Here is a 14,543-nt window from a genome sequence, read left to right as displayed (position 1 = left end):
TGTTCTGATAGGTGACTAAGGTTCCAGTCGGCTGCATGAAGGAAACTTTCATCCAATCCTCCCATTTGGAAAAAATTGCAACACAGACGATCAGAAGTTTGATACTGTGTGAATAGGACACCAACAAGGACTGATTGGGAGGGAAATGAATTGAAATTGCATTATCCAGGACCTGCACGAGTTTGGACGGAAGCGCTGCCAATTGGCAACGGGCGATTGGGAGCTATGATTTATGGCAGTGTGGAACACGAACAGCTGCAGCTGAATGAAGACACGCTTTGGTCGGGGCCGAACCCCAGCTGGAACAATCCGGAGGCGCTTGCTGCCCTGCCGGAAGTTCGCCAATTGCTGGCGCAAGAGAAGTATGTAGAAGCAGATCAGCTGTGCAAACGAATGATGGGGGCATACACGCAATCGTATCTGCCTCTGGGCCATTTGCATCTGCTCTTCGAGCACGGTAATAATACGAACGATTACCGCCGGGAGCTCCGCATCGATGATGCGATATCGACGGTGAATTATAGGATCGGCAACGTAAATTATACGCGGGAGTATTTTGCCTCCCATCCGGATCAGGTCATTGTGATCAAACTGAGCGCCAGCGAGCCAGGGAAGATCTCCTTCCATGCCAAGCTTAGCAGTCCGCTTCGTCACCATACACATCCAGACGGGGCATCGGATCTAGTACTGAGCGGCATCGCTCCCGAGCATGTTGCGCCGAGCTATCAATCATCCGATAACCCGATTCGGTATGGCGATGAGTCGACGTCACAAGCCATCCGGTTTAACGGAAGGCTTGCAGCATCCGCGGAAGGCGGTACGGTAGAAGCAAGCGCCGATGGACTGCGCGTAAGCGGCGCCACATCGGTTGTCTTAGTCTTCGATGCGGCGACGGACTACGCGAAAGACGAGCAGCCTGCGCTACTTACCTCGCAGCGTATTCATGCGGCGCTGAGCCGCCCGTTCGAGGAGCTTCGCACGCGGCATATCGCAGATTATCAAGCATTTTTCAATCGTGTAGAACTGGATCTGGGCCCAGCATCGGAGTCGGACGAGCTGCTTCCGACGGATAAGCGGATTAAGCAGAACGGGGCGAATGACCCCGGACTAGTAAAGCTGCTATTCGATTACGGTCGTTACCTCATGATTGCTTCATCACGTCCGGGAACGCAAGCGACGAATCTGCAGGGCATATGGAATCAGGAAACAAGACCGCCATGGAGCAGCAATTATACGATTAATATAAATACGCAGATGAACTATTGGCCGGCAGAAACCTGTGCGCTCGCCGAGTGTCACGAGCCTATGATCGATTTAATCGAGAAGATATCGAAGAGCGGCCGGGAAACGGCACGCATTCATTACGGTGCTCGCGGCTGGACGGCTCATCATAACACGGATATTTGGGGACACACTGCGCCGGTTGGTGATTTCGGAGAAGGTGATGCCGCATGGGCTTTGTGGCCGATGGGCGGACCTTGGATGGCCCAGCATCTATGGGAGCATTACGCATTCAGCAGAGATAAAGCCTACCTGAGAGACAAGGCGTATCCGATCCTGAAAGAATCGGCTATGTTCTGCCTGGATTGGCTCATTGATGACGGTCAAGGAAGACTCATTACGTCACCATCCACATCGCCGGAGCATAAATTCGTGACAAAAGACGGGTTCTCCGGCGTCAGCGTGGCATCCACGATGGATCTATCGATTATATGGGACTTGTTTACGAACTGCATTGAAGCATCCGAGGAGCTGGAGGTAGATGCGGAATGGAGAGCGGAGCTGGTAGCGGCACTTGAGCGCTTATTCCCCTTGCAGATTGGCAAATATGGTCAGCTTCAGGAATGGTATAAGGACTTTGAGGATGAAGATCAATTCCATCGTCACGTCTCGCATTTATTCGGCGTCTATCCCGGCCGTCAGCTGACGGAGGCAGGTACACCGGAGCTGTTTGCAGCAGCCCGCCGCTCACTGGAGCGTCGTGGAGATGAAGGTACCGGTTGGAGCTTAGGGTGGAAAACTGGACTTTGGGCACGTTTTGGAGATGGCGACCGAGCGCTTAATTTAGTGAACAACCTGCTTCAACTAGTCGATGAGTACGCGAAGGAAAACTATCACCGCGGCGGTGTATACGCCAACTTATTCGACGCGCATCCACCATTCCAGATTGATGGCAACTTTGCCGCAACGGCAGGCATTGCGGAATTGCTTCTGCAATCCCATCAGGATTATGTATGGCTGCTTCCAGCGCTGCCGAATGCATGGCGAAACGGGTCTGTTAAGGGCTTGCGTGCTCGCGGGGGATTCGAAGTCGGCATGACGTGGAAGGAAGGCAAACTGCATACGGCAAGTGTAAAATCTCTTGTAGGTGGCAGCTGCACCCTGCGTTCAGAGTCGCCAATTACGATTACGGATGCCGAAGGTAACCTTGTCGCTGCCGAACAGGTAGACGGAGGTTTGTATCGATTCACAACTCATATAGACGGAAGCTACTCCATTACCGGGTAAGTTTCGAAAGCCGCCGCGGGAGGAGGAAGTGCCTCTTCGCCGGCGGCTTTTTTAGCTGCGTTGCTGCCGATAGATCGAGGGCGTCATGCCGACAATTTGCTTAAACACCCGGTGAAAATAAGGCATACTCTCGAAGCCGCAGGCTTCAGCAATGACTGCGATGGTATCATCCTTGCCTTGCAGCAGCTCCTTGGCTCTCACAATTCGTTTAACCGCAATAAACCCGGTAACGTTCATCCCTGTGCTCTGCTTAAATACACGGCTGAAATGCGCAGGGCTGACGGAAGCCATCTGACTTAGCTTGCTGAGGCTGACAGCCTCCGTGAAATGCTGGTCGATATACAATAAACTATCCTTCATCCAGCTCGGGCCGATAAAGGCGGAGCTGGCTCTAGGCTTCCTCTCACCGCCTTTCTCCCGATTGACCGCCAGCAGCAGCTGCTCTACATGCAGAACAATGGCATGGCGATAGCCTGCTTGCGCTGCCCGCAGCTCAGCTTCAACCCCATCCAGTGCTCGCTCCATAAGGTGCTGAAGCGCTGGTGTACATTCCATTTTGAAATTATGATGGATACGGCTTTGCTCGAAGCACTCCATATAGGAGAATGATTCACCCAGCGAAATACGATCCAGCAGTATAGGATGAAAAAATAGCGCAGTGGACGTAACGGGATCCTCTTTGTCCGGGAATGCGCGGTGAATGGTGTTGCCCGGAATGATGAAGAGATCGCCTTGATTCATGTCATAAATTGTTCGGTCTATGAAGAAAGCACCTTTGCCGCTGTGCACGTAGACAAGCTCAAACCAATCATGCAAATGATCAGGCAATTCGCGCTGCAGCGTCTTCCGATCCTTGAACGTGAAGGCGAAAGGGAATGAAGGCTGGGCATCGAACTGTTTGCGTATAGGCTTCATGTGCAAGCGCTCCTTTGTTGTCCGTATCTTTTCTAAGGATATATCAAATGAGGGTATAAATCTGCAATAATAGGCACTTTTATGATCTCATCAGGGTGTTACATTTAGGTGAAGACCAAACAAGCAAAGGGGTTTGAATCGATGGGAACAAAGCTTGGGAGCGAGACATTACCTGCTAAGCAGCGGCAAGCATACGAGGCTATGAAGCAAAGCCCGGTCACGGTGCTGCAAATTGGCGAAGGCAACTTTCTGCGCGGCTTCTTCGATTGGATGATCCATAGGTGTCAAGAGCAAGGTTTATTCCATGGAAGTGTGGCGCTGACGCAGCCAAGGCCGACGGGTCGGGCGAAAATCAATACACTGCAAAGCCAAGACGGTCTCTACACCTTAGTGACACGGGGACTGGAGAATGGGGAACGCGTGGAGAACAAGGAGATCTTGTCCGTCTTCTCTACCGTCTTCGACCCCTACAGCGATTGGCAGCAGCTCATCTCACTGGCGGAGAGTCCTGACTTACGTTTCGTCGTATCCAACACTACGGAAGCCGGACTCGTCTACAACCCGGAGCCGCTTGTGGAAGGCGAACCGATTCAGTCCTTCCCAGGCAAAATCGCATGGCTGCTCTATCGCAGATATTTGGCGCTGGGTGGCAGTGGAAGCGCGGACAACGGACTTATATTCCTGCCCTGTGAGCTGCTTGAACGCAATGGCGACGAGCTAAAGCGCTGCGTGCTGCAATATTGTGCGGATTGGTCGCTGCCTGAGCCGTTCCGGGAATGGGTATCGACGCATAATCGCTTCCTTAATTCGCTGGTGGACCGCATTGTCACGGGCTATCCGGCGGGGGATCAAGCGGAGGCGTGGTTCTCGGAATGGGGCTATGAAGATGCGATGCTGACTACGGCGGAGCCGTATCACTTCTGGGCAATCGAAGCGGATTCGAAGCTTGACGAGGAACTGCCTCTGCAGCAGGCAGGGCTCAATGTACGCTGGGTCGAGGATCTGCGTCCGTATCAGCTAAGAAAGGTGCGCATTCTTAACGGTGCTCATACGCTCATGACCCCGCTTGCCCTACTGCATGGCGAGGAATATGTCAGAGATGTCATGGAGAATCCGCAGTTCGGAGCTTTCGTAAGGGAAGCCGTTGCAGAAGAAATTGTGCCGACGGTTGCCATGCCGCAAGAAGAATTAATGGCGTATGCGGAAGCCGTGTATGAACGGTTTCTAAATCCATTCATTAACCATCGTCTCGCGGATATTGCGATGAACAGCATTAGCAAGTTCAGAACGCGGCTGCTGCCTACGCTGCTTTATTATGTGGATCGCGGAGAGTCGCTTCCGCCGAGAATCGTGAAGTCGCTAGCCGCACTTCTGCGGTATTACCAGGTCGTTCGCGAATCCGACGGCTTCACAGGTCGCACACTTGATGGTACTCCATATACGGTCAGGGATGATGCGGCATCCTTGGAGCTTCTAGCCGGAAGCTGGTCTAGTAAGCGTCCGCTTGCAGAGATTGTCCCTCTGCTGCTTAGCCACAAGGAAATTTGGGGCAGCGATTTGTCTGCCATCGAAGGGCTGACGGATGGAGTTACGGTATTCATTCGAGAGATGGAAGCGAGTCACGTCGACAATAACGCGGAGATAGGCAGGGGGCAGCTATGAAAGGAATTATTTGTGCGGAAGTAGAACGTTTCGAATGGACGGAGAGCTTGCCTGAGCCGGTACTGGAAGCGGGACATGCCATTGTCAGCATTAAACGAATCGGCATCTGCGGGACGGATCTTCACGCGTTCAAAGGCAATCAGCCGTTCTTCTCTTACCCGCGTATTCTGGGGCATGAGCTTGCGGGCATTATTGAAGGGATTGGCTATAATGAGCAGGGACTTACGGTTGGTGATCAAGTCAGCATTATCCCGTATGTACACTGCGGTGTTTGCATCGCCTGCCGCAGCGGCAAAACGAATTGCTGTACCGATATGTCGGTACTCGGCGTGCATCGCGATGGCGGCATGCGTGAGCGGATCTCAGTTCCTGTCGCTTGTCTGCTCTCGGCGAACGGACTGACGCTGGACCAGACGGCTGTGCTGGAGCCGCTTGCGATCGGGGCGCATGCCGTGCGCAGGTCTGGTCTTGCCGCGGGCGAGACGGCGCTGGTCATCGGGGGCGGACCGATCGGCCTCGGCGTGATGGCCATCGCTAAGCACATTGGTGCGAAAGTCATCGCGATGGACATAAGCGGCGATCGGCTTAGCTTCTGCGAGCAATGGGCGGGGACCGATGCGCTTGTAAACGCGCTGCAGGATGAACCGGTTCAGCGCATCATGGATGCTTGCGGCGGCGAGCTACCCACCGTCGTCTTCGATGCGACGGGCAATGCGCGGTCCATGGGCGACTCGTTCCGTTATGTGGCCCACGGCGGCAGGCTCGTCTTCGTCGGGTTGGTCAAAGCCGACATCACCTTCAACGATCCCGAGTTTCACAAACGCGAGCTAACGCTGATGGCCAGCCGCAATGCAACGAGAGAAGACTTCGACACCGTCTTGGAAGCGCTGTCCGCAGGCAGCATTGATGTCAACCGCTACATCACGCATCGTGCACCGCTCGCCGAGATGATCGAGCAATTTCAAGGCTGGTTGAAGCCGGAATCGCGAGTAATTAAAGCGATGGTGGAGCTTTAGGGGATGGCCAGTAGCAAAGGAGACTGATAGAAATGAGAAAACACATAGAGCTAGCGCTTATTGCTTTCCTGGGGCTAAGTACGATCTTTCCTGTTGTTGTTGCAGCTGCTACTGCCAACGCAGCTGCAGCTGTCAGTGCGGCAACGCTCTTTGATTACAATAGCAGTCTCTCGAGGGAAGATTTCGCCAAAACGGTCATTATGGAGATCGGGCAGGAGCGATTTTTTATAGGCGGCCATGAAGCCAGCAGCGATAAACCATTTGTTGAGCAGGGCCGTACGATGGTGCCTCTGCGCACGGTGGCTCAAGCTTTTGGTGCTAAAGTAGATTGGTCTGCTCCAAACAAAGAGGTTACCGTTACGCTGAACAATCTGAAAGTGGATTTAAGAGTAGGCAGCAAGAACATACAGGTTAATGGAGTTGAACGGGAGCTGGATGTAGCGGCAGAGGCGTTCAGTGGTCGTACTTATTTGCCTTTGCGTGCTATTGGCGAGGCTTTGGGCAAATCGGTTAGTTACGCGAACGCCTATAAACTCATCTTTATTGCAGATAAACAGGCATTTATTAAGAAATATGCGGACGGACATCGTTACCTCGCACTATTTGCATGGGCGATAGAAGGCAAAGGGAATAAAGTGTTTTATGGTGATCATAATTTACTTGTTTACTATAAAGATGATGGATCGATGGTTTTGCATGATTGGTCGGGTGGAGAATCGCCTTTTGCCAGCTATCATCCTTATCCCGGGACTCCCGGGAGTCCGTTTCACTGGTTTACGGTCTCGGATACCAAGTATCTAGTCTTCCATGTTGACGCAGAAGTCGGGGAAGATTCGATTTATCAATATCGAGACGGCACGCTGAAACTGATCTACTCCAACCCCATTTTCGATATCAAATTCACCAGTACGGCTATGTATATTTTGGTGAATGGTCCTGGTGTTGATCCGTGGCCAAGAGTGGATGAACACAGCAATTTATTGAAGGTGAATTTGCAAGATAATACCCAAGAATATCTAGGTGTTAAAGGTTATATATATGGCGTAAATGAGCAGCAGACTCCCGAAGGAGCCATTGCGGTTGTGAGAGATAACTGGAAAGTTGCAGATGATGGCGTTTATATTTCCGGGTATTATTATTTGGGTACAAGCGAGGAGAAGAACACTACCACCGGACAATATAAAATCAATGTAACAGGCCAAAGTCATGAGAAATTGGCACCATAAATATTAAGCACATCCTCTGCATAGGTATGTAACAGAGGAGCGTGAATCAGGTGGACAAGAAGGTTAAACGCTATTTCCAGTTGAAGCAGAAGCAGAAGGAAATCGAGCAGGAGCTGACGGAGCTTCGCGGAGAGATTTTGGTACACTGCGAGGATCAAGGTGTTTCGGAGCTGGAGACGGGGAAATACCGGGTGAAAGTCGTTCATCAGGAGCGCAAGGAATACGATGATATTAAACTGTACGAATCACTTGGTGACCTGGAAGTATGGCGGCTGCTCTCCAGACCGGACTCTTCTAAGATAGCAGGCTTAATCAAGTTAAACGTACTAAACGAAGAGAAGCTGAAGGATACGTATGCGGTGAAGAACGTCTCGCTGCTTCAAGTGGATAAGAAGTGAGCCTCGCCATTACCTGTCAGGATAAGAGTTGGAACCTCCAAGAACCACTTTAACTAGTGGAGCTGGAGGTTTTTTAACGCGTCGCCAATGATTCGATTCTTCCTCAGATGTGGTAAATTAATAGGATATCTACAAACCAACCGATAGATTGGAGCATGCAAAATGAATGTCACGACGTATTGGCTGCAAAACGTGCGGCTGGAGACGGGGTTCCAGCGTGAGAATGGAGTTGTCTCCGGAACAGAGACGGCGATTGGCCATGTGCTGGTTATGGATGGCCGAATCGAGTCGATCTTGTTCGAGGCGATCCCTGCAGAGGATCAGCGTCCGAAGCGAGATGCGAGAGGAATGCTGCTGCTTCCTGCATTCAGAGATGCGCACATCCATCTGGATAAAACCTATTTCGGCGGTCCTTGGCAGGCAGTGAAGCCGGCTCGGAGTATTTTTGACCGGATTGAAGAGGAGAAAATCTTACTGCCGAAGCTTCTTCCCGTTGCGGTAGATCGGGCGAAGCAAATCATCGAGCTGCTGCTCGGATTTGGGTCGACGCATATGAGAGGTCACGTCAACATCGAGCCGACCAGCGAGCTTAGAGGACTGGAAGTGGCGAAGCAAGCACTTGCCGCCTACGAAGGCAAACTGGACTATGAGCTGGTCGCGTTCCCGCAGCACGGTTTGCTGCGTTCGAATTCGCGCGGCTTGGTAAAGCAGGCGATTGAGCATGGTGCCACGCTTGTCGGCGGACTCGACCCTACTTCCGTGGATGGGGACATGGAGCAATCGCTGCATGCGATGATGGATCTTGCCGTTGAAACCGGCGCCGGTGTGGACATGCACCTTCATGAGCAAGGGGCAGCAGGTTATGAGACGATGCACCGACTTGCTGAGATGACGATCGATGCAGGCTGGCAGGGACGGGTTACCGTCAGCCATGCTTTTGGTTTTGCGAGTGGAACGCCGGCGCAAGCGGAGCAGTTGGCGGAACGTTTTGCGGAAGCGGGCATTTCGGTAGCCTCCACGGTGCCGATTGGGGGATTGGTCATGCCGATTCCAATGCTGCATCGCAAAGGCGTGAAGGTGGAGCTGGGAACGGACAGCCTTACGGATCACTGGTCACCATTCGGCAATGGCGATAATTTGGAGAAAGCGGGACGTCTGGCTGAGGTGTACCATATGTCGGACGAGTATTCGCTGACTCGTGCGCTTGGATTTATTACGGGCGGCGTGCTGCCGCTGAATGAACAAGGCCAGCGGGTATGGCCGGCTGTAGGCGACGATGCTTCGGCAGTACTCGTGCAAGCGAGCTGCTCCGCGGAAGCTGTGGCCAGAAGAGCGCCGCGAATCGCTTCGCTGTATCGTGGCAACGTGGTTTCGGGAACACTGTAAGTATTGCGGTAACCGCACGCCTATTTACTGGATAAGGATTTTCTGTTATCATCTTTCCAATAATGAAACGCGATGACGAGAAGAGTAGGGAAACATCGTTCTTATACAGAGAGCTCCGGCAGCTGAGAAGGAGCAAGGGACATTTTCGCGAAACAAGCCTCTGAGCAGCATGTCGGAACCGCACGGGGATGGCATGACGGGAGCTCCCGTTACAGAGCTAGAGTATAACCATCTGCATGGATACAGGCAGGCGGCGTACTTGAAGAGGTTAATATGGCGACATATTAATGAAGCTGGGGTGGCACCGCGACGATAAACTTCGTCCCCAAGACAACATGTCTTGGGGGTGGAGTTTTTTTAGTTTGTGCGTAGATGAATGCTGTGGCAACCAAAGGTTGCCCCAAACCAATCATCATTTGTCCCATCAACTTCATTAGGAGGCGTCGACCTTGGATAACGAGAAGGAACATCATAACGAGAATTTTCTATATAAGCTGATTAGCGGAGAATTGGAGAAGGAGCCTTTCGGGAGAGCCATGTGCACGCGGTTTCCGCCTGAGCCTAATGGCTATCTTCACATCGGGAGCGCCTATGCGATTCATACGAACTATACGATGGCGCAAAGATTCGGCGGCAACTTCAACCTGCGCTTCGACGACACGAATCCGCTGAAGGAGGATATCGAGTACGTTAACGCGATCGTGGAGGATATCCGCTGGCTCGGTTACGATCCGGGCGAGCATATCTATTACGGCTCCGATTACTCGGAACAAATTTATCAAGCTGCGGTCACCTTGATTGAGCGTGGGAGAGCGTACGTATGTGAGCTAACTCCGGACGAGACGCGGGAATATCGCGGAACGTTAACGGAGCCGGGGAAGAACAGTCCGTATCGGGGGCGGTCTATCGAGGAGAACTTGGGGATTTTTGCGAAAATGCGAAATGGCGACTATCCGGCCTCATCCATGGTGCTCCGTGCCAAAATCGACATGGCATCACCAAATCTCAATCTGCGCGACCCCATCATCTACCGAATTATCCATGCAGAGCACTATCGGACGGGGAACGAATGGTGTATTTATCCGATGTATGATTTTGCTCATCCCATTCAAGATGCCATCGAGGGGATTACGTACTCTCTGTGCTCGATTGAATTCAAGGACCACCGGCCGTTGTATGAGTGGGTTTTGGACGGACTGGGTATCGTAGAGCCTCCTCGGCAAAGGGAATTCGGGCGGCTTAACTTAACAGGCGTTGTGACGAGCAAGAGATTCCTGAGGCAGCTTGTCACCGGCGGCTACGTAGACGGCTGGGATGATCCGAGGCTGCCTACGCTGCGCGGGCTGAGAAGAAGAGGCTTTACGCCGGAGAGCATCCGCCGATTTATCGAGGAGATTGGCAGTATTCGTACGACGAGCACGGTGGATATCTCCCTGCTGGATCATTGTCTCAGACAAGAGCTGAAGGAGAAGACGGCGAGTGTGATGGCGGTTTTGCAGCCGTTGAAGGTAGTCATCACGAATTATCCGGAGGGTGAAACAGAGCTGCTGACGGTGGAGAACAATAGCGAGAACGAGGGTATGGGGCGGCGTGAGATTCCGTTCTCGCGGACGATCTATATTGAGCGGGATGATTTCGCGGAGGTGCCGCCGAAGGGGTATCACCGACTGAGCCCGGGATGTGAAGTGCGGCTGAAAGGCGCGTATTTCATCCGCTGCGAGGAAGTGGTCCGGGAGCCGGCGAGCGGGGAGGTTACGGAGCTTCGCTGCACGTATGATCCACTTACGAAGAGCGGATCGGGTTTCACCGCACGCAAGGTGAAGGGAACGATTCACTGGGTATCGGCAGCGCATGCGGTGAAGGCGGATGTTCATCTGTACGACAAGCTGCTGCTTGACGAGAGTGCGCCAACACGCGAGGACGGCAGCTGGGCCGACGCAATCAACCCAGACTCGCTCGTGATCGTCAAGGACGCGCTGATCGAGCCTTCGGTTCAAGGTGCAGGTCCGGAGGAAAGGTATCAATTCTTCCGGCACGGGTTCTTCTGCGTAGATCGGAAACATAGCGGCGTAGAGGGACGGCTTGTGTTTAATCGAATCGTGCCACTGAAGGATACGTGGAATAAGAAGTAAAGGGAAGAGATGCTCCTCAGTCATGCGCGATTGTGGGGCTGAGAGTTCATAAAACGAACTCTCACCACCAATACCGCACCGAAATGCTGCTGAGCGTACAAAATTGGAACTCTCAGCAGGTAAACTAACTAATCCAGCCACGAGTGTGGGGCTGAGAGGTCATAAAACGAACTCTCACCGCCAATACCGCACCGAAATGAAGCTGAGCGTACAGAATTAGAACTCTCAGCAGGTAAACTAATCAATCCAGCCGCGAGTGTGGGGGTGTGAGGCCATAAGTCGAACTCTCACCACCGAAGCCGCGCCAAAGTTCCCGTCAAGCATCCAAAAAGGGACGCCCCGCGATTACACACACTCGCGGGGCGTCCCTTTCCTATCCTACAGCGAGCGAACCAACCCGCCGTCGACCATTAACGCTTGGCCGGTCATATAGCTATTCGCTGGCGACGCGAGGAACGCGACGTAGCGGGCGAATTCCGCCGGTTCGCCGTAGCGGCCTACGCCGACTTCGCTTTCGGCACGAGCGCGCTGTGCCTCGTACGTAATGCCCGTTGCAGACGCGCGTGACTCGTCCAGCGAACGGACGCGGTCCGTCGCGAACCGGCCGGGCGCTGCCGCGTTGATCAGGATATTCCGCGGCGCGAGCTCGTCCGCAAGCGTCTTGATCAGCCCTTGCACGCCGAGGCGCAGCGAGTTGCTGAGCACGAGGCCGGGGATCGGCTGCTTGATCGACGTGGAGGATACGTACACGATCCGTCCGCCTTCAGCAGGGAAATGCGGCAGCGTATGCCGAACCAGTCGGACCACGCTCATCACGTTCTGCTGGAAGGCGGACTCCCACTGCTCGTCCGTGATGCTGGTGAACGTTCCTGCCGGTGGGCCGCCTGCATTGCAAACGAGCCCGTCAATACTGCCGAACCGCTCGACAGCAGCGGCTACAAGCGTTTCAATATCTGCGGGCGAGGAAACATCGGCTCGCACCGCAAGCACTTCCCCTCCGGTAGCCGTGCGGATATCAGCCGCAGCTGCTTCAATAGTGTCTGCGTTTCTGCCGCAGATGACCACGTTTGCTCCCTCTTCGGAGAGCCGAAGCGCGGAAGCTTTTCCAAGTCCCTTGCTGGATGCCGTCACGATTACAGTACGATTGCGAAATCCTAAATCCATCAAACCATTCCTCCATTCTACTCGTTCACTTTATTAACTAGCATGCAATATTTCCTCCTCCTTGTCGAGTGTGCTAAGCGATGTCACGATCCACGGAGATGCCTATCGTAGGATTAAAGGGATTAAATATTCATGAGTTAAGCGATTGTATAGAGCAGGAGAACGCCTTCAAATTGCAGAAGTATAGGGATACACAAAACATTTACATCGTAGAGGCACCGCACAAGGAGTTGAACGGGGACATGAACCCACACGAGTTTCATTTGCAAATCGGTCGGATGCTGGATGATATCGCAGACGGTGTCTTTATTATGAAAGCAGAGGACATGGAACTGACCTACTATTACGTTAATAAAGCGGCTACCCGTATGACGGGAATTACGATGGCAGATGTAGGGCAGACGTTCTTTGAACGCAATAAGCCTGCAATGGCTGAATATTTATATAAGAAATACGTTAGAGTCGTGACGGAGCGGACGGATATTCGCTATGAGGATGGCGTTGTGATGCCGAATGGGACGATGAGCGGGGAATCGATGCTGTCGCCTATATTTGGAGAAAGCGGGAAGGTCGAGTATGTCATCTGCTTGACGCGGGATATTACCGAACGCAAGAACTACGAGAACTTGCTGTTCCACTATGCCTACCACGATGACCGAACGAAACTGTACAACCGCAGATATCTCATGGAAAAAATGGTGAGTGCCGAAGCGCTCTTTCTGCTCGACCTCGACTATTTTAAAAATATTAACGATACGTTCGGCCACGATGCAGGAGATGCGGTGCTTGTGGAGGTTGCGACTCGATTAAGCATCGTCTTTAAGACGGACTATACGCTCGTTCGACTTGGCGGCGATGAATTTATCGTAGCTGCCGGCGTACCTGTAGAGCAGCCGGAGACGATGGCTTTTCTGATTATGGAGCTGTTTCGCGCACCTTTTCGAATTTACGACCAGCAAATTAAGCTGAACTGCAGCATTGGCATTGCGCTGAAGCAGGAACAGGAAGACATTCAGACCCTGCTCAAACAGGCGGACATTGCGCTCTATAAGGCCAAAGGTGCCGGTCGCAAAGGTTTCCACGTGTACGAGGCAACCTCCAGGTACGATCATGTCGAGAATTTCATCCATGAGCTTGCGTTGTCGAGAGCGCTTGAGCTGAAGGAGTTCGAGCTGCATTATCAGCTGATTTACAGCCCGCAGCAAGAATGCGTGGTCGGAGCCGAGGCACTGCTTCGCTGGAACCGAGCCCTTGTAGGGATGGTGCAGCCCGCAGAGTTTATTCCCATTACGGAACAAACCGGCCTCATTGTGCCGATCGGCTACTGGGTGATCCACCAAGCATGTAAGGATTGGCATCAGCTGGTGGAGAGCTACGGGGACGAGATTCGGGTATCCGTGAATATTTCGAGCGTGCAGCTAAGTGAGCCGGATTTTGTAGATCGAATCATTGCAATCGTCGAGCAGGAGAATGTCCCTCCACAAGCGATCGAGCTGGAGCTGACGGAGAGTACGGTAATTAGCGATGCCGAGGGCATAAGACAAACGCTCAGCCGGCTGCGATCCTTTGGTTTCAGCATTGCGCTGGATGACTTCGGCACCGGATACTCCTCGCTGAGTATGCTGACACTGCTGCCCATCGATACGTTGAAGATGGATCGCTCATTCATCCAAGAGATGAATGAGTCTGTTCTGTCCGCCATGCTGGTTATGGCCGGCGCTTTGCGGTTGAAGGTCATTGCAGAAGGTGTAGAGGACGCGGATCAGTATGAGATGCTTCGGGCGATGAGCTGCTGGGGCATTCAGGGGTATTACATTAACAAGCCGGTTGCGCTGGCGGCGCTGCAGCAGATTCCGGTTTAAGCAGTCGTGGACTATCCCGGAGGTGGGACAGGTTAGGAGAACAAAAGTGGCTGGCGGGGGTAGGCGTCCTTGCTTAGTCACTTTTTTGCGCTTGCAGTGGCGTCTTCGCGAGGGAATGTTGCCTATTATGCAACATTCCCATTGAAAAAGGGGGATTATAGAGGAAATGTTGCACATTGCGGCTCAGCCCCTTTAATCCGGAGTCCTTCCAGCCAAAAAACAAGTTCTCACAAGATTGCTTGTTTTTTCGCGCTGTTACATGGCTTTATGGAAC

10 protein-coding genes and 1 other annotated feature are annotated in these 14,543 nt (G+C 52.8%); of the genes, 8 read left to right on the top strand and 2 right to left on the bottom strand.

Annotated features, from left to right (window positions below; genetic code table 11):
* Positions 1-150: 150 nt before the first annotated feature.
* Positions 151-2,508: a glycoside hydrolase family 95 protein gene (locus tag BLW29_RS30395; RefSeq protein ID WP_090986763.1), complete on the top strand. Its 2,358-nt coding sequence runs from the start codon at positions 151-153 to the stop codon at positions 2,506-2,508.
* Between the two features lie 51 nt (positions 2,509-2,559).
* On the opposite strand, the gene BLW29_RS30390 is transcribed toward BLW29_RS30395, so the two are convergent.
* Entirely contained in the window at positions 2,560-3,423 is an 864-nt protein-coding gene (locus tag BLW29_RS30390; RefSeq protein ID WP_090986761.1) for a helix-turn-helix domain-containing protein, read from the bottom strand.
* A 141-nt stretch (positions 3,424-3,564) separates the two neighbouring features.
* Here BLW29_RS30390 and BLW29_RS30385 point away from each other — a divergent pair, with 141 nt between their 5' ends.
* The 6 genes from BLW29_RS30385 to BLW29_RS30360 all read left to right on the top strand — a co-directional run bounded on the left by BLW29_RS30385 (position 3,565) and on the right by BLW29_RS30360 (position 11,243).
* Complete coding sequence (locus BLW29_RS30385; protein ID WP_090986759.1) at positions 3,565-5,085, top strand: tagaturonate reductase; 1,521 nt, start codon at positions 3,565-3,567, stop codon at positions 5,083-5,085.
* Entirely contained in the window at positions 5,082-6,101 is a 1,020-nt protein-coding gene (locus tag BLW29_RS30380; RefSeq protein WP_090986756.1) for a zinc-binding alcohol dehydrogenase family protein, read from the top strand. The genes BLW29_RS30385 and BLW29_RS30380 overlap by 4 nt, the downstream gene beginning before the upstream one ends.
* Positions 6,102-6,133: 32 nt before the next feature.
* Entirely contained in the window at positions 6,134-7,327 is a 1,194-nt protein-coding gene (locus BLW29_RS30375; protein ID WP_090986754.1) for a copper amine oxidase N-terminal domain-containing protein, read from the top strand.
* A 50-nt stretch (positions 7,328-7,377) separates the two neighbouring features.
* Entirely contained in the window at positions 7,378-7,725 is a 348-nt protein-coding gene (locus BLW29_RS30370; RefSeq protein ID WP_090986753.1) for a hypothetical protein, read from the top strand.
* A gap of 162 nt (positions 7,726-7,887) precedes the next feature.
* A complete protein-coding gene (locus BLW29_RS30365) occupies positions 7,888-9,111 on the top strand; it encodes an amidohydrolase (RefSeq protein ID WP_090986751.1) in 1,224 nt (407 codons plus the stop codon).
* Between the two features lie 63 nt (positions 9,112-9,174).
* Positions 9,175-9,441 (top strand) — a binding site (T-box leader).
* Between the two features lie 119 nt (positions 9,442-9,560).
* Positions 9,561-11,243, top strand: coding sequence for a glutamine--tRNA ligase/YqeY domain fusion protein (locus tag BLW29_RS30360; protein WP_090986749.1), 1,683 nt, complete (start codon positions 9,561-9,563; stop codon positions 11,241-11,243).
* A gap of 378 nt (positions 11,244-11,621) precedes the next feature.
* Here the strand turns inward: BLW29_RS30360 and BLW29_RS30355 are convergent, their stop codons facing one another.
* Positions 11,622-12,407: an SDR family oxidoreductase gene (locus BLW29_RS30355; RefSeq protein ID WP_090986746.1), complete on the bottom strand. Its 786-nt coding sequence runs from the start codon at positions 12,405-12,407 to the stop codon at positions 11,622-11,624.
* A gap of 242 nt (positions 12,408-12,649) precedes the next feature.
* Here BLW29_RS30355 and BLW29_RS30350 point away from each other — a divergent pair, with 242 nt between their 5' ends.
* Entirely contained in the window at positions 12,650-14,269 is a 1,620-nt protein-coding gene (locus BLW29_RS30350; RefSeq protein WP_177186869.1) for a sensor domain-containing protein, read from the top strand.
* The last annotated feature ends 274 nt before the right edge of the window (positions 14,270-14,543 follow it).

Source organism: Paenibacillus sp. CF384 (genome assembly GCF_900106745.1).
Classification (GTDB): domain Bacteria; phylum Bacillota; class Bacilli; order Paenibacillales; family Paenibacillaceae; genus Paenibacillus_Z.
This window is presented reverse-complemented; position numbering and strand designations above follow the sequence as displayed.